Source organism: Streptomyces sp. AN091965, assembly GCF_022698285.1.
Lineage (GTDB): Bacteria > Actinomycetota > Actinomycetes > Streptomycetales > Streptomycetaceae > Streptomyces.
In genome coordinates this window covers 240099-256307 of sequence record NZ_JALDMY010000001.1, presented here as the reverse complement: position 1 = coordinate 256307, position 16209 = coordinate 240099, and the positions used below count along the sequence as shown (strand labels likewise).

The following is a 16209-nucleotide window of genomic DNA, read 5'->3' as shown; positions in this document are numbered from 1 at the left end:
GCGAGCGAGGAGCCCGCCGGGAGCATGCGATGACGCATCCGGCGCTGGTGGCCACCCTGCTCGATGGCCCGGTCATGCGCAGTGGCAGCGGCTCCTGGCTCGTCGACATCGAGGGAAACCGCTATCTGGACTGTGTCGCGGGGCCCGGTGTGCATCTGCTGGGCCACGGTCATCCGGCGGTGATCTCGGCAATCGAACGGCAAGCGGGCGCACTCGTTCATTCGAGTTTTCAGCTCAACGAACCGGTCATCGCATTGGCGGAAGAGCTCACCGAACTGGCCGGTGGCTCGTTTCAGCGCGTCTTTTTCGCCAACAGCGGCTCCGAAGCGATCGAGACCGCGGTCAAGCTGGCCAAGAAGTTCCAGGCCTCTCGCGGCAGGTTCGGCCATTCCATCGCCGCGCTGGAGAACGGTTATCACGGGCGGTCCGGCATAGCGCTCGCGCTCACCGGGATGAACATCTACAAGACTGGTCTGCCCGGTTTCAGTCTCTATCCGGGCATCGTGCACCTGCCGGTGCCCCGGACCGGCGAGGTGGACCTCGACGAGCTGGGACGCCAACTGGACGCGCGGTCCCAGGACGACCTGCTCGCCGTCGTCGCGGAACCGGTGCTGGGAGTGGGCGGGGTGATCGTGCCTCCCGACGGCTTCCTCCGCGCGCTGCGCGAACTGTGCGACGCACGGGGTGCGCTGCTGATCTTCGACGAGATCTTCACCGGCCTCGGCAGAACAGGCACGACGTTCGCCTTCGAGCGCTCCGGAGTGCGGCCGGACATCCTGGTGATCGGCAAGCCGCTCGGCGCCGGCTTGCCGGTCGGCGCCGTCCTCACCCCGGACGACCTCGGCTCGTGCTGGGCACCCGTCGACCACTCGACCACGTTCGGCGGGAACGGGGCCCTGGTGGGCGCGGTGGGCAGGGCGGTGCTCGGGGAGCTGACCGCGGGCGGCCTGGCGGACGCGTCGGAACGAGCGGGCAACCAGCTGATGGACGCGCTGCGTTCCGCGGCGCCGGCTGACGTCGAGGTGCGCGGGCAGGGGCTGCTCATCGGCCTGGAGTGGCGGTCGCCCGATCAGGCCATGGCGTTCCGGCGCCGGATGATGGCGCGCGGCGTCCTCGTGGGCGTCGGCGGCCAGCGACGCTCGGTCGTGCGTCTCACTCCGCCGCTCAACATCACCTCCGAAGACCTCAAGCTCCTGGAGAGCACCACGCTCGCCATGTTCGACGAGGTGGTGCGCCGGTGACCTGGGACGTGGTCGACAGGCGGGTCGCGGCGGCAGCGGCGCGGTTGACAGGAGACGAGAAACGCGCCGCCCTGCATGCGGTGGCGGACGCGATGGCGGAGCGGTTCGGCGAGATCGCGGCGACCAACAAGGACGAGTTCGCACGGGCGGAGAGGGCAGGCTCGGTCACGGGCAAGGCGCTGCGGCGGATGCTGGTGGAACGCCCCCGGTTCGACCGGATCATCAACGGCGTCCGGTGGCTCGCCGAGTGCCCGGACCCGGTGGGAGAGATCTCTGAACTCCGTCCGCAGCCGAACGGCCTCCTGGTCGGCCGGATGCGCGTTCCGCTCGGAGTCATCGCCGCCGTGTACGAAAGCCGTCCCGAGGTGACCCTTGAGGCCTCGGCGATGGCGCTGAAGAGCGGCAACGCCATCGTCCTCCGGGGTGGCGGGGAATCGACGCGGACGAACCGGCTACTGGTGCGGATCATCCAGGACTGCCTGAAGGACGTCGGTGTCCCACCGGGCATCACCCGGTACGTCGACGATCCGTCACGGGAGGCACTGTGGGACCTGCTCAGCGGCGACAACCGGATCGACCTGGTCGTGGCCAGGGGCAGCGACGCCTTCATCGCTGAGGTGCGGCGCCGCTCTCCCTGGCCGGTCCTCGCGTCCGGCGGCGGCAACTGCCACATCTACGTCGACGCGTCGGCGGACCTCGACTCGGCGACCCGCATCGTGCTCAACGCGAAACTCTCCGCGCCGACCATGTGCAACGCGGTGGAGACGGTGCTGGTGCACGCTGCTCACGCGCCGGGCTACGTCAGCAGCCTGGTCACCGAACTGCACCGGGCCGAGGTCGCCGTGCACGGCTGCCTCCAGGTGTGCGCGGCGGCCCCGGAGGCCACCCGGGCCGACGAGGAGGACTGGTGCACGGAGTTCCTCGGCCCGACCGTGGCCATGCGCGTGGTGCCGGACCTGGAGACCGCCGTCGACCACATCAACACGTACGGCACCGGGCACTCGGAGGCGATCGTGACGGCCGACCTGGCGAACGCCCGCGAGTTCCAGTACGCGGTGGACGCGGCCGCCGTCTTCGTCAACGCGTCGACCCGGTTCACCTACGGCTATGAGTTCGGTCTCGGCCCGATGCTGGGCGTCTCCACGCAGAAGCTGCACGCGCGAGGGCCGATCGGCGTCACCGATCTCACGTCGAGGAAGTTCGTCGTGACGGGTGCCGGTCAGTTGCGGACGGCGCCATGAGCGGGCCGGCAGGTGACGGGCTGATCGCCACGATCCGCGAGCGCCGCCCGCTCGTACACATGATCACCAACCTGGTGTCGATGGCTGCCTGTGCGCAGACCGTGAAGTCGCTGGGCGCTGCGACCATCTTCGCGCACGCGGCCGAGGAGGCGGCGGAGATCGCCGGGACGGCGGACGCGGTCGTGCTGAACGTCGGGACCTCCGTGCCGGGCATGGACCGGACCGTACTGCGGGTGGCCGAGATCTGTGCGGCACGGTCGATCCCCGTCGTCCTCGACCCGTTGGGCTCCGGAGCCAGCCGGTTCCGCTCGAACCTCGCCAGGGCGCTGCTCGGCACCGGAGCCGTCCGCATGGTGTCCGGCAATGTCGCCGAGCTGGCGGACCTGTGCGGTGTCCCGTCGGTGATGCGTGGCGCCGACGCCGTCAGCGCCACAGCCCCAGCGGATGAGGTGTGCCGGAAGCTGGCGGAGTCCGCTCGGGTCGTCGCCGCCGTCTCCGGCCGCACCGACTACGTCGGCGACGGACGGCAGCTGGCCGCGATCGCCAACGGACATCCGGTCATGGGGCAAGTGGTCGGCACGGGCAGTGCGCGGTCCGCGGTGCTCGGCGCCTTCGCGGCCGTCGCGGGTGAGGACATGTTCACCGCGACGGTCACCGGGGTCTGCGCCTACGGCATCGCCGGTGAGCTGGCGGCGGCCACCGGCCGAGGACCCGGATACTTCCTGCCCGAGCTCTGCAATCAGCTGTTCGTCATCGACGACGAGGTGGTCGCGACCCGGTCACAGGTCACCACGTCCGCCCCCAGGGAGACATCGTGAAGTGGGTGCAGTGGCTGCCCGAGCTCACCAGGATCGGTGACGACGGCCTGCGGGACAGGACGGTCGACGTGCTGTCCGAGGCCGCGCGGCGCGGTGGCTGGGCCGACCCGAGCATCATGTGGTACGTCGAGGAGACCGCGTCCGGAGGGCCACCGGTCGTCCGCACGCAGGTGAGGCTGGTCGATCACCTCCGGCTGGTGGCGGCCGCCGCGGCCGACATGGCGGAGCAGTGCAACCGGATCGTGGGCTCGCGCACCATGGTGGACCACGTCCTGGCCGGCGGGCTGCTGCACGACGTCGGCCTGTTCGAGCTCTTCGGACCGAAGAGCCCGGCCGAACCGGCGGTGCCGGTGCTGCGCCAACCGTTGCTGCTGCGCCACCCGTACACGGGCGCGCGCCTCGCCGAGGAGATGGGCCTGCCGACCGAGGTGGTGCACATCATCGCGACCCACTCCGTCGAGGGGGAGCACACCAAGCGCAGCAAGGAGTCGGCGCTGGTGCACTGGGCGGACTGGGCGACCTACGACGTGATGCGGGAGGCACTGTTCCCGAACGCGCCGCAAGAACGGGCCTTTTACTACGCTCCGGGGGGCGCGTCATGAGGGTGCTCATCGTCTACGACTACGGCGGCCCGCCGCTGTCCTACTTTCTGCCCGTTCTGCGAGCTCGGGCCCGCGTCGCGGTCTACGTGCCGCGCCCCGAACGCCTCGACCCGGTGGAGCGTGCCTTGCTCACCGCCACAGCGGAACGTGTTCTGCTGGACGACGGCACATGGGACCGGCGGGACGAGCAGGAGACCGAACGACGCGTCGTCGTGGCGGCGCAGGACTGGCGTGCCGACGCTCTGGTGTGCTTCAGCGAGCTCTACGCCACTCAGACGGCCGGCGTGGCGGAAAAGCTCGGGCTGCGCGGTCCCGGCGCGGCCGGTGCCGAACGCGCCAGGGACAAACTCCTGATGCGGGACGCCCTCACGGTGGCAGGGCTGACGAATGTGCGCTACCGCCCGCTGCGGTCGCAGGAGGACATCGTCGCCCTGATGTCCGAAGTGGGTGGTCCCGTGCTGATCAAGCCACGGCGCGGAATGTCCGCGGCCGGCATCCAGCGAGTCGATCGCGCCGACCAGGCGCAGCAGATGTTCGCCTCGGCACGGGAGTCGCTGGCCGGTTTCGACGTTCCGGCCGATGCCGAAGGGGCCTTCCTGGTGGAGGAACTGCTCCATGGCGATCCGGACCTGTGGTACCCCGTACCGGGCTTCAGCGACCAGGTCTGTGTCGAAGGCCTGGTGGTGGCCGGCGCGTACGTACCGGTCGCCATCACCGACGTGACCCCGAAAGTGCCTCCGCTCACCCAGAGCGGTCACGTCTCACCGACGTCCCTGGACGTGGACGCCCGCCGCCGGGTGATCGACACGGCCGAACGGGCCGTCGCCGCACTGGGCCTTGACACATGCGGCACGCATGTCGAGCTCAAGCTCATGCCCGACGGCAGCTGTGCCGTCGTGGAGATCGCGGCTCGCTACGCGGGCCGCACGATCATCCCGGAGACGGACTTCGCCCACGGCTGCGACCTGGTCGGCGCCCTCGCGGACGCGCTGCTGCACGGTACGTGCACCACCCGGCGCTACGATCCCGACGCGGAGCCGCCGCGGGCGGCGGCCACCATCCATCTCTACGGCAGCGAGTGCCTGGGCACCCATCGGACCCCCGTCCGGTTCGGCGGCTTCGCCGTACACCCGGCCGAGCTCCTGGACCGGACGGTGCGGATCGCGGGCTACGCCGAGCGGGAGCGTGGCTGGGTCGTCGAGGACCGGGTGCACGAGCAGCCGTACTGGCTCGCGCAGCTCCACCTGCAGAGCACCTCCCTCGTCGAGCTGCGGAACTCGGTGACGCGCGTGCGCCGGGAGCTGCGACTAGGGCGTTTCTGATGGCTCTTGGACGGTGTCGCGGAGCCAGATGACGATCGCGGTGACGGTGAGGGTGCCGTTGAAGATGTAGTCGCGTTTGTCGTACCGGGTGGCCACCGCGCGGAACTGCTTCCACTTGTTCACGCACCGCTCAACGGCGTTGCGGTGGCGGTACTGGGCCGTGTCGAAGGCCGGGGGCCGGCCACCGCGGCGTCCGCGCTTCTTGCGGTGGGCACGCTGGTCTTCGGGCTGCGCGATAGTGGCCTTGATGCCGCGTCGTTGCAGGTAGGCGCGGTTGTCGCGGCTGGAGTACGCCTTGTCGCCGCGGACCCGGTTCGGTCGGCTGCGCGGGCGGCCTGCACCACGGCGCCGGATGCGTAAGCCGTCCAGCACCGAGGCGAACATTGTGCTGTCACCCCGTTGGCCCGGCGAGGTCAGCCAGTGCAGAGGACGGGCCCGGTCGTCGGAGAGCAGATGGACCTTGCTGGTCAGCCCGCCCCGCGAGTGCCCCAATGCCTCGCGCCCATCTGCCTCCTCACGAGCCCCGCCCCCTTTTGCGGGTAGTCAGCGGGAGCCTTGCGGGGCGCCCCGGCCGCATGCTGATGTGCCCGGCAGGACGTCGAGTCGATGTTGACCGCCCACTCCTGCCGGGAAATTTCGCGGGCATGGGCCTCGTCCGGGTCGTCGGCATCCGCTTCGATCTGCAGCTCTTCCAAGATGGTCCGCCAGGTGCCATCGGCCGACCAGCGGCGATGACGCTCATAGACGGTTTGCCAGGGCCTGTACCGTTCCGGCAGATCAGGCCAGGGGACCCCGGTCCGGGCTCGGAACAGCACCCCGTTGACGATCTTCCGGTGATCGGCCCACTGTCCGCCCGGCCTGCCGTTTCCGGGCAAAAGAGGCTCAATCTTCCGCCACTGCGCGTCCGTGAGCTCGTGTCGCCGCACCATACGAGCGTCCTGCCCGGACGACCACGAGATCTACCCAACCACCAAGAGCCATCAGAAACGACCTAGTGCCGGAGGACGAGTGAAGGGTCGGGGTTCCGCGCTGCTCGCGCTGTCGACCACCGTGCTGATCTGGGCCTCGACCTTCGTCGTGAGCGACCGCGTGCTGACCGAGACCGGGCCGGCCCAGCTCACGTTCCTGCGCTTCGCCATCGGATCCCTCGTGCTCCTGCCGTTCGGCATCGCCGGTGGGCTGCGGGCGCGTGACCTGTTCAGATCCGCGTACGTGGTGTGCGGACTCACCGGCGTCGCCCTGTACTACGGACTGCAGAACGTGGGGCTGCTGTTCACCTCACCCGACAGCGCCGCGCTTCTGCAGGCGGCACTGCCGGTGCTCACTGTGATGCTGGGTCTGCTGTGGCTGCGCGAGCGGCTCCGTGCCGGCCGGGCACTGGGACTGGTCCTTGCCGTGCTCGGCGTGCTGCTCGTGGTCCGGCACGGCGGGCCCAGGTTCGACCTGCTCGGCAACCTGATCGTGCTCGGTGGTGTCGCCGCGTACGCGTTTTACACCGCCTACGTACGGCGCTTCTGCACTCACCTCAAGCCGGTCGTACTGGCCTCGGCGTCCAGCCTGTGGGGCCTGGTGTTCCTGACACCGTGGCTGGGGTGGGAGATCGGTGAGAAGGGGTTCCGGCCGCCCTCCACCGACGGCTGGCTCGCGATCACCTACCTCGGTGTCGTGGCGTCCGGCCTCACCCTGCTCCTGTGGGCGTTCGCACTGCGCAAGGTGTCGGCGTCCGTGGCAGGCACGTTCACCGGCGGCATCCCAGCCGTCGGCTACCTGTTCGCGGTCCTGACCGGGGCACCGCTGATCTGGTCCCAACTCATGGGAGGAGCATTGGCGTTGGCGGGTGTGTTCCTCAGTGCGACGAGCCGGCCGGACCCCGTGCCGGGCCGACCGGAGCGTGCGGTGATCCGGCAGGAGCGTGGGCGGGTCGATGCCGTGTACCGCGACTCCTGACGGCAACCACGCCGAAGTGCTGTGGCGAACCGGTGCCGTGGCGGGAGGCCACCACACATGTCCGCTCGGTGGGGCACGCATCGGTGTCCGCCGTGTTCGAAGGAGTTCGGGCGTACGGGGAACTGCTCCCGATCACCGAAGTCGGCGGCCTGCTCGTCGGGAGCGGCGAGCCGGGGCCGGCCGGCACCGAACTCGTCCTGGCCTGTCGCCGCGTCGTACGGGGTGAGAAGGCTGGCTGCTCCCACTGACTCATACCGGGCGGTGAGGTGATCTCACCCAGCACAGGACGACCTGTGCGGTGCGCGGCCCAGCCCAGGCCGGGCCTGGGGCCCTTGGAGGAGGGTCGCCCGCCGAGTCACCCCCACCGGACGGACTCCGTGCGACGGCCGCCGGTGGCTGGGGGAGCGCCGCTTCACCACCGTTCAAGGAGACGATGATGCATATCGCTGTGATCGGCCTCGGCGAGGCCGGCTCCCGTTACGCGACGGCCTTGGCCGCCGCCGGACACGAGACGACCGGATTCGACCCCGGCCCCGCCGCCACCCCCGGCGGCGTCCACCGCGTGGCAGACCTGGCCGACGCCGTACGCGAGGCCGAGATAGTGCTGCTGCTCACCCCCGCGTCACTGAGTGTCCGCCTCGCGACGCAGGCCCGCCCCGCTCTCGCCCCGGGCACCTGCTGGGCCGATCTCACCGCGGCTTCCCCGGCGACGATGACCGCGGCCGCCGAGGCCTTCGCCGACGCGCCGGTGTCCTTCGCCGATGTCGCGATCCTCGGCACGGTACCGCTCACGGGCGCACGGACGGCCGTGGTCGCCAGCGGCCCCGGTGGCCCCGCCGTCGCCCGGGTACTGCGGGGACTTGGCGCCCCCGTCGAGCTGCTGCCGTTTCCTGCCGGTGCTGCCGCCGCCCGCAAACTGCTGCGCAGCGTGCTGATGAAGCCGCTCGCCTTGGTGATCTGTGAGGCAGTGGAGGCCGCTCGCGCGGCGGGCTGCGAAGAGTGGATGCGCGAGCAGATCACGGACCAGCTGGGCGCCGACGGACCGGTCATGATCGACCGATTCCTCACCGGCACCCGGCAGCACGCCGAACGCCGGTCGGCCGAGATGCGAGCGACGGTCGGCTATCTGGACTCCCTGGGCGTCGCGAGTGAGATGTCCAGCGCTTCGGAACAGGCACTCCTGCGGCTGACCCGGAGGAATCCGGCTGTGCCGCTTTCCGCGGATGCCGCTTCAACGCACACGAGGAAGTCGTCCGGTGCCGATGCGCGTGATCAACAATGAGGAGAAGGGGCTCCGGTCCACTTGGCGTGCGGGGTGAGCGGTCTCACCCTCCACTACTACCGCTCCTACGACTACCCTCCCGACAAAGACGGCTATGGCCCCTGCCTTGAGACCGGCTCGGGTCCAGCCACGAGCATGGCGCCGACGCGCTACACCGGCTGGCGGGTCATACCCGGCTGACGCACCCGCGACATGCACCCTCCTGGCTTCCGCCCCCGGGCGGGGAGGCCATCCCCTTATGTCTGCCCCCGCGTTGATGGGCTGGAGGGCCGCAGTAACGCTGGGGGGCATCCCCCACACGCACCTCCGCTGTCGCTCCGGCCGCAGTCGTGCACAGTTCGTCGTTCCCGCACACCGCACGGAATCGGCGGGCCCTATGCTCCCGTAGCAGATGGCATCAGGTCACCGCGAGTGACCGCTCGGGGGCGACGGGGGGACGGGACCACATGACCGTCGAGGAGTACTGGAGCAGGAGCGACGACGAGCTGTACGCCTTGCTGGGGGCGGAGCTCCTGGGGGAGGGTTTGGGGCTCTCTCCCGCTGACGACGAGGACAAACGCCGGTTCGGGCAGCAGTGGTTCGCCAACAAGCACCGGGAACTGCAGATCAAGGTCTGTCATCACGAGCGGGCCCAGTCGCTCATGGGCACCACCGGCTCGGACCGGCTCCTCGACGCCTACGCCCTCCAGGAACTGCTGCAGCAGTCCCTCGGTGACCCCACGACGGCCATCCTCATCGCCGTCCTCGTCGCCAGGGTGGGACTCGGCACGTTCTGCCACAACGCTCCCGCGCGCCCATGACGACCCTGGCGGACCGCAAACGCGCTCTCCTCCAGGCGGACCGCGAGGCGGCACTGGCGGAGAAGCGGCGACAACTGCGGGAACTCGGGGCCCACGACCTGCTGCGACGTGTCGACGAGGCCTCCACCAACTGGCGAAAGGACCCTCGGTACAAGCCGGGCGCCGACCTGTCCGTCGGCTTCGTGGACATGGTGGGTGAGGAGCTGAGGGCCGCGATGGCCGACCTCGGGGCGAGCGCCGCCCGGCTCGAGTCGGTACGCGTCGTCACCACGCTCGACCAAGCCGTGTCGGCCCAGATGACCCCCTTCGACGACGGCTCGGGCCTGGTCATCGTTGCCGACGGAATCTTCGGCATGTGCTCCAGCTACTGCCAGTACCTCGCTCTGTGCGCCGACAAGCGGTCCCACGCCGCGTCCCGGCCCATGGCCTTCTGGCGAGTGCTGCGCGACCTGGGCAAGGGGGAGCTCTTCGGGTACGAGGACGTGCTCACCGCCCTGCTGCGCTACCACACCACCCACCAGCGGGCCTTGGCCGCGTCGACGCAGTTGGGGGTGCGGCTCAGCCCGGAGGGCGAGCGGTACGCCTGGCAACTCAGTCACCTCGCCTATCGCTTCGTCGTCGGCCATGAGATGGCCCACCACGTCCTCGGGCACTCCTCAGGCCCGAGCGCGTTCGCGCCGGGCGAGCGCCTTCCGGCCTGCTCCGCGGACGACCGCAGGGAGCGGGACGCGGACCGGCTCGCCTTCCAGGCCACCAGGTGCGCCAGTGAGAGGCTCAGCCACGGCCGGTGGGAAACGTTGGGCATGCGGGAGCGGGCCACCATGGCCGCGCTGATGGCCATGATGGCCCTGCACGTGGCGGAGCGGACGCTGTTCGTCCACCGGGGTTGCACGCATCCCCCCGCCGCTGTCCGGACGGGCTGGCTGCTGGAACAGCTCAAGCCGGGCAAGCAGCAGTCCACGCGCCGTCTCCTGCGCGTACCGATGAAAGCCACGGAGGCCGCCACCGATCTGTCAGAGCATGCCCGGCCCTTCTCCTGGCAGGCGTTGGATCCGGACCTGGTGTTCAGCCCCATGCCCCGCTCCCACCTGGAGGCGATCGGCGAGTTCGACGCGATGCAGTGCGAAACGGAGGCCTTCCACGTCTCCTGGCTGGAACGGCACGCCACGGCCGACACCGCCTGGCTGGGCGAGGGAGCGCGGCTGGCCGCCGCCGACGAACCGGCGCCCGCGCTGCGGCGCTGGGGCGTGGACGCGGGGACCTCCCGCAAGCTGTGCGACCCTCAAAGGGCGCTCACCTTCTTCACGTTGAAGGAGTACATCACCCGGTCCTTCACCGAGCGGGGCATCGCGGAACCGTGGGTGGCCCCGCATGCCCTGGCGGCGAGATGCTGATCGCCAGGCGCGTGCAGCCGCGTCGAGCGCATCTCGCGCAGGGCCCCGACGGCTGCTCGCCTTCTGGCCGCCTGGCATGAGTGGAGCAGAGCGACGTGCTCCCCTTGCTGCCCTTACCCGGCCACCGAGCGGCTGACCGGGTGGCCCCGGCCGCGGTCGTCACGGCTGCAGGAGCGTCTTGATCATGCCGTCGTCCTTGGCCTGGAACGTCCGGTAGGCCAGCGGGGCGTCCTCCAGGGGCATGTGGTGCGTGGCGAAGTCGTCCACGCCGAGGGGGTCGTCGTCGGTGAGCAGCGGCAGGATGTCGTCCACCCAGTGCTTGACGTTGGCCTGTCCCATGCGCAGCTGGATCTGCTTGTCGAACATGGTCAGCAGCGGCAGGGGGTCGGCGGCTCCGCCGTAGACGCCGCTGAGTGAGAGGGTGCCGCCCCGGCGCACGATGTCGATGGCGGCGTAGAGGGCGCCGAGCCGGTCGACGCCGACGCGTTCCATGAGCTTCTCCGCCAGTGCGTCGGGCAGCAGGCCCACGCCCCACTGCGCCGCCTTGGCCACTGGTGCCCCGTGTGCCTCCATGCCCACCGCGTCGATCACGGCGTCCGTGCCCCGGCCCTGCGTCTGGTCCCGGACGGTGTCACCGATGTCCTTGCTGTGGCGTCGCAGGTCAAGGGCCTTGGCGCCGTCCCGGCTCGCCCTGCTCAGCCGGTCCGGCACGAGGTCGACGCCGATGACGAGGTTCGCGCCCTGGTGCAGCGCGATCCGGGCCGCCATGGCGCCGATCGGCCCGAGGCCCAGGACGGTCACGGTGCCGCCGGGCGGGACGTTCGCGTACTGGACGGCCTGCCAGGCGGTGGGCAGGACGTCGGAGAGGTAGACGTACCGGTCGTCGGGCGGGCCGTGCGGTACCTTGACCGGCAGTGTGTTGCCGAAGGGGACCCGCAGGAACTCGGCCTGGCCGCCGGGGACTTGGCCGTACAGCTTGGTGTACCCGAAGAGCGCGGCGCCCCGCATGTCAGCTGGTGCGCGAACCATTACCTGCAGTGGCCGCCCGGTGCCTCTCTGGCGCGGCGCGACCTCCGGCCTCCCGGGCCCTGCTCCCGGCGCCCTCCGCAGGCACGCTCGGTGACCGAGTCGGCGACGTGCCGGCCGCCCCAGACGGGGATCGCCCTGGCGGCTCTGAACGACGTGATGACGACTGCGGCATCGCCGAGGAGCTGGGGGTGCCCCTGGAGCGGGTGCGCGTCACGCTGGCCGACGCGCGGCCGGAGCTGGTGTTCAACCAGCCCACCGGCGCGTCCAACACCACCATCTCGACATACGCCCCCATCCGGGTCGCCGCCGCCGTGGCCCGCGAGCGGCTGCTGCGGGCCGCGGCGGACACGCTTGGCTCCCCGGCCGACGGACCTTCGGGCAGCGCATCAAGGCCGTGCGCGCTGCGGGTGGCGTAGCGTCCCGGCACCGCGAAGGGCAGATCCGATGAGTCTGTGCTCGAGGAACTGCGGGCCGCGGAGCTGCCCTTCGGCCTTTCGCCGCTCACGAAGTCGGTGGAGGCCTCGACGGGTCCCCGTTGGTCTTGCCGCCCTGCCGGGCGAGTGCGGGTTCGTGTGGGAGCCGCGGGCTGCCTCCCGGCAGGTCCTGGTCGAGGCCTCGCGCCTGTACGCAGAGCGGTACGGGCCCCTGCTGCCCGGCCTTGCGAAGACCATCGACGTCGAGGGGTAGCGGGTACGCATTGGGAAACCGCTGAGCGAATGCCGCAGACCCACCTGGGGGCGCCCGGCCCGAGGAACGCCAGGTCGCCCGCACACTCGATCGGCTTGCGGTGTGGCGGGTACGGGTCGAAGCACCCTGGAACACGGGCTGGAAGCGGAAACCCTGCCGTTCGAGGCCTTCCACGCCCAAGGCGGACCCCGCGCAGAACTCCTGACCAGGCACCGCGACTTCCGCAGGACAGACGCAGCGGTCGGCTCGTCGCCGAGTCGCCGTCGCGGCGGGCACCGGGCGGCGTCCCGGTCGCGCGGTGTCGGCAGAACGGCCGACTCAGCCGAACGGGTCCTCCGGGGGTCCAGCACCGGTGGGCGGACAGGGAGAAGTACAGGGAGGCTGTCACCGTGTCGGGGGCGGCCTCCCTGTCTTCGTTCGCTCTGATCAGCTCATCTCGTCGGGGTAGAACGGGCTGTGCCTGTTGGTCACCCTGCTGGTGGTCCAGTCGCGGCGCATCCCGGAACCAGCAAGTGCGGCGCACTGACGTACTGCCCGGCATCCCCCTGGACGAGCAGGCGCAGATACTCGAAGCGCTCCCACGCCCCGGTGAAGGCACTCTCGTTGGCCACCACGCGCCCGGTGAAAATGGGCTTGAGGTACCCGCCTGCCCGTGCCGCGGAGGTGCGTCGGCCGAGAACCGTCTCGAGCCGTCGACGGTCAGCCTCAAGTTGCCCCCCCCCGGCGACTACTGAATGGCTCCGGCCCCGACGCCGGGCACTGGCCACGGCCCCTTCCTCTGCCGCGTCACCTCGGACTCGGCTTCACGGCCGAGGGGGGGCCGTCACGCCACGTCCGAGGAACCCTCGCAGCGGCCCGGGGCATCTTCGCGGTGGCGCCTTCCGGCGCAGCGGTGGGCGGGGAAGAGCTGGTTTCTGTCTTCTGCTGGAAGCTGTGGGAGAGGTCCACTGGTGGCAGTGGAAGGGCAGTGTGGGCCGGGGGGTGGAGGGATGCTGGCGCGTGCGGCGCGTGGGCCACCGGGGTGCGGCTCTGTCTCGACGGTGTGCAACAGACCTTTCCACCACACCAGAACGGGAGATCGACATGCCGCCGCGTTGCGTGGCCACCTTGGACATCGAGAGCACCGACACCAGGGCCTACGGCGCCTTCATCGCCGCCGTCCGGGACGCCGTCGCCGTCCAGGAAGGTGATCAAGTCGAAGCGGGCAGGACCGGTGAGGCCCTCCGGCCGGTGCGCATGTTCCGGCTGCGGGGGGAGCACACGGAGAACAGCACCGACAGCGTCTTCTACGTGCGCATCACCGCGGGGACGACGGCTCTGATCGATTTCTACGTCCAGGACACCACTTTGTACGGGTGGGGTTTCGCCCTCCCCAGCACCAGCGCTGACAACGACCCGCAGAGGTTCCACCTGTACCACGCCTCGAACCCGCCCGGCGGAATCAGAGACTTGGCACGTGAGGGCTACACCCTTCACGACATGGGCTTCTCGGAGGCGTACGGCTCCAACGGTGTGCCGCACAACCGACTGGGCTGGGAAAACCTGCGTCGCACGATCGACGATCTCAGGCGCCGACCGGACTCACGCGACTCCCGGCAGCAGGTGATGGGCTACCTGGTCGAGATGATCTCCGAGGCCGTGCGCTTCCGCGAGATGGCCCGGATCCTGGCACGGATGTGGGGAACCACCGAGGAGATCTCCGACGCCACCCGGGCGGATCTCACCTACATGGTGACCAGCTGGCAGACGGCCTCACAGCTGTTTCACACCTACAACGTCGCGCCGGGGACAGCAGCCACCACCCGTTCCGACAACCCCACGACCCTCACTCGGACCTATCCCTCCCTCGCCGTGGTCGCGGCGGTGCTGACCATCCTGCAGGTCAGGCAGGGGGCCGGGCAGGGCTCCTCCCGTCCCCGGGACGGAGCGGCCCAGCGGGTCTCCGGCGCCGACGCGTCGCCCCGCTCCTCCCGGCTGTATCCGGTCCTGGACGCGGGCGGGAACGACGGGGACGGCATGTCGGCCCGCTTCTTCCGGCCGGGCACCTGCGTCTTCGTCGACCTCAGCAGTGGCAGCGTCTCCGGGAACTCCGTCCGCACCTTCGCCAAGGCCTTTCCCGCGCTGAAGGACACCGACTTCGTCACACGGATCGACGCTGTCATGCCCGTCACGGGCAGCACGGCCGATCTGTGGCTGTTCAGCGCGGACCAGTGCGCCGAGTACAACACCGGAACCGGCTATTGCACGAAGCAGTACATCGGCACTGCCTGGCCCGGTCTCGCGGCCACCGAGTTCGCCCGCTACATCGACGCCGCCGTCGAGGACCCCCTCGACCCCACGCGCCACGTCTATTTCTTCCGCGAGTCCGAGATCATCTCTTACGACCTCAACACGGGGGCGATCAATGGCCCCGTGTCCATCGCCGAGAAGCTGCCCGGTCTCGCGGGCACCGATCTCGTCCACGGTGTCAGCGCCGCGGTGCGCGACACCAGGAGCGGGCACACCGGACAGCTGTGGCTGTTCCGGGGCGACACCTACGTGCACTACAACATCAACACTCATCGCATAGAGGGCCCCACGCTCATCCACCAGGGCTGGGCGGGCCTGCAGCGCAAGGCGTTCACCGACGGCGTCAGCGCCGTCCTGCCCTGCCCGATCGGCCACGTGGGCCGATCCGTCTGGATGTTCCACGACGACCTCTACCTCCGGTTCGACATCGACGCGAACACGGTCACCGTGCCCGCCACCCCCGTCGCCTCGAAGTGGCCCGGGCTCGGCACCGACGGCTTCGACCACGTCGACGCCGTCATCCCCAGACCGAAACGGGACGGCGAGCCTCACTACGCGTGGTTCTTTCACAAGGACCGCTACCTGCGCTACGACATCGACAACAGCAAGGTCCTGTACGGCGCCCGCCCCATCGCGGACGGCTGGAAAGGGCTGAAGGGCACCGGCTTCGAGTACGGCATCGACTCCGCCCTCCCCGACCCCGGCAACTCCGACGCCGTGTGGATCTTCGCCGGACACCAGTACGTCCGCTACTACCTCGAAGAGGACAAGCTCGTCGTCAAACCCACCCCCATCGCCGAAACCTGGAAAGCCCTCAGGAACACGCCGTTCAGCCAGCGCATCGACGCCGCGTGCCTGATCCCGGGCACCACCGACGGTGACGTCTGGCTGTTCCACGGCGATGCCTACGTCCGCTACAACCCGAAAGCGGACATCATCACCGTCCCCCTCACCCGCATCATGCAGAACTGGAACCTCGGCTTCACCGACCGCTGAGGTTCCAGATCGGGGCCGGGGCCGGGGGCGCGTGGGTGAGGCCGGTGGCGGTGAGGCAACCGTCGACTCCACGGCGTCTGTGACGTTCAGGGCTTCGTGACCGCGATCTTCCCGGGCTGGCGGGGCACGGTCTTCTCGCGGTCCAGGTGCCCGCGCACCGCCGGGTGGGGCACGCTGGACATTCGGCGATCTGGTGGAGGGCCCTTCCCTGCTCGCCGTCAAGCCATGGGGCGAGCGGGGCCTGGCCCTCGGTGAGCTTCGGCCGGCGCCCTCCGGCACGGCCGCGGGCCCGCGCGGAGGCGAGCCCGCCGTTCGTATGCGCCAGGACCAGCGCCCGCCGAAGCTCCGCCACGGGCAGCATCCCGAAGGCCACCGGCCTCTTCACCCTGAGCTCCGGTCAGGCCCTGGCGTCGGGCAGCGAGGTCCTGGACGTCGGTAGAGCGGCGGGCGCGGTTGACGTCAGCCAGCAGTCTGCGTCAGCAGTGTCCGTTGAGGGTTCGGTTGTCCGGCAGTTCGGGGGTCGGTAGCTGGTCCGGCCTTGACCTTGAGTGCACTCCACCT

Annotated in this window: 12 protein-coding genes and 2 pseudogenes; 12 read left to right on the top strand and 2 right to left on the bottom strand. The window is 70.1% G+C overall.

All coding sequences use genetic code 11. The features are described 5' to 3' along the window. Positions 1-29: 29 nt before the first annotated feature. From MQV74_RS01025 to MQV74_RS01005, 5 genes are read left to right on the top strand one after another with little or no spacing between them, the layout of a single operon-like run. Positions 30-1241, top strand: a complete 1212-nt coding sequence (locus tag MQV74_RS01025) for an aspartate aminotransferase family protein (RefSeq protein WP_242714085.1) — start codon at positions 30-32, stop codon at positions 1239-1241. Beyond that, entirely contained in the window at positions 1238-2482 is a 1245-nt protein-coding gene (locus tag MQV74_RS01020; RefSeq protein ID WP_242714084.1) for a glutamate-5-semialdehyde dehydrogenase, read from the top strand. The genes MQV74_RS01025 and MQV74_RS01020 overlap by 4 nt, the downstream gene beginning before the upstream one ends. Then, a complete protein-coding gene (thiM, locus tag MQV74_RS01015) occupies positions 2479-3300 on the top strand; it encodes a hydroxyethylthiazole kinase (RefSeq protein WP_242714083.1) in 822 nt (273 codons plus the stop codon). Before MQV74_RS01020 ends, thiM begins: the two co-directional genes overlap by 4 nt. Further along, complete coding sequence (locus MQV74_RS01010) at positions 3297-3902, top strand: HD domain-containing protein (RefSeq protein WP_242714082.1); 606 nt, start codon at positions 3297-3299, stop codon at positions 3900-3902. The genes thiM and MQV74_RS01010 overlap by 4 nt, the downstream gene beginning before the upstream one ends. After that, positions 3899-5224: an ATP-grasp domain-containing protein gene (locus tag MQV74_RS01005; protein WP_242714081.1), complete on the top strand. Its 1326-nt coding sequence runs from the start codon at positions 3899-3901 to the stop codon at positions 5222-5224. Before MQV74_RS01010 ends, MQV74_RS01005 begins: the two co-directional genes overlap by 4 nt. On the opposite strand, the gene MQV74_RS01000 is transcribed toward MQV74_RS01005, so the two are convergent. After that, positions 5210-6153 (bottom strand): IS5 family transposase gene (locus MQV74_RS01000; RefSeq protein WP_374120566.1). Its coding sequence is split into 2 segments (ribosomal slippage): positions 5210-5734 and positions 5737-6153, totalling 942 coding nucleotides; the frame shifts between segments, so codons are not numbered across the junction. The genes MQV74_RS01005 and MQV74_RS01000 overlap by 15 nt on opposite strands. A gap of 79 nt (positions 6154-6232) precedes the next feature. Between MQV74_RS01000 and MQV74_RS00995 the strand changes: the two genes are divergently transcribed. The 5 genes from MQV74_RS00995 (at position 6233) to MQV74_RS00975 (ending at position 10647) form a co-directional block, all read left to right on the top strand. After that, on the top strand, positions 6233-7171 hold the full coding sequence (locus MQV74_RS00995; RefSeq protein WP_242714079.1) for a DMT family transporter: 939 nt from the start codon (positions 6233-6235) through the stop codon (positions 7169-7171). Positions 7172-7263: 92 nt separating this feature from the next. After that, positions 7264-7419, top strand: coding sequence for a hypothetical protein (locus MQV74_RS00990; RefSeq protein WP_242714078.1), 156 nt, complete (start codon positions 7264-7266; stop codon positions 7417-7419). Between the two features lie 200 nt (positions 7420-7619). After that, complete coding sequence (locus MQV74_RS00985; RefSeq protein WP_242714077.1) at positions 7620-8453, top strand: NAD(P)-dependent oxidoreductase; 834 nt, start codon at positions 7620-7622, stop codon at positions 8451-8453. A gap of 446 nt (positions 8454-8899) precedes the next feature. Beyond that, positions 8900-9253, top strand: a complete 354-nt coding sequence (locus MQV74_RS00980; protein WP_242714076.1) for a hypothetical protein — start codon at positions 8900-8902, stop codon at positions 9251-9253. Then, positions 9250-10647, top strand: a complete 1398-nt coding sequence (locus MQV74_RS00975) for a hypothetical protein (RefSeq protein ID WP_242714075.1) — start codon at positions 9250-9252, stop codon at positions 10645-10647. Before MQV74_RS00980 ends, MQV74_RS00975 begins: the two co-directional genes overlap by 4 nt. Before the next feature lie 159 nt (positions 10648-10806). Here MQV74_RS00975 and MQV74_RS00970 read toward each other — a convergent pair. After that, positions 10807-11649, bottom strand: a pseudogene (locus MQV74_RS00970) (zinc-binding dehydrogenase); the annotation flags it as partial. A gap of 197 nt (positions 11650-11846) precedes the next feature. Between MQV74_RS00970 and MQV74_RS00965 the strand changes: the two are divergent. After that, positions 11847-12035, top strand: a pseudogene (locus tag MQV74_RS00965) (molybdopterin cofactor-binding domain-containing protein); the annotation flags it as partial. A 1411-nt stretch (positions 12036-13446) separates the two neighbouring features. Further along, the gene (locus MQV74_RS00960) at positions 13447-15648 is read left to right on the top strand and encodes a ribosome-inactivating family protein (protein ID WP_242714074.1); all 2202 of its coding nucleotides are present in this window, start codon (positions 13447-13449) and stop codon (positions 15646-15648) included. Positions 15649-16209: the final 561 nt, after the last annotated feature.

What these genes read in the sequence shown, in the direction of transcription:
- MQV74_RS01025 (WP_242714085.1), top strand. Translation starts at nt 30, where the DNA reads ATGACGCATCCGGCGCTGGTGGCCACCCTGCTCGATGGCCCGGTCATG.
- thiM (WP_242714083.1), top strand. Translation starts at nt 2,479, where the DNA reads ATGAGCGGGCCGGCAGGTGACGGGCTGATCGCCACGATCCGCGAGCGC.
- MQV74_RS01005 (WP_242714081.1), top strand. Translation starts at nt 3,899, where the DNA reads ATGAGGGTGCTCATCGTCTACGACTACGGCGGCCCGCCGCTGTCCTAC.
- MQV74_RS00980 (WP_242714076.1), top strand. Translation starts at nt 8,900, where the DNA reads ATGACCGTCGAGGAGTACTGGAGCAGGAGCGACGACGAGCTGTACGCC.
- MQV74_RS00975 (WP_242714075.1), top strand. Translation starts at nt 9,250, where the DNA reads ATGACGACCCTGGCGGACCGCAAACGCGCTCTCCTCCAGGCGGACCGC.
- MQV74_RS00960 (WP_242714074.1), top strand. Translation starts at nt 13,447, where the DNA reads ATGCCGCCGCGTTGCGTGGCCACCTTGGACATCGAGAGCACCGACACC.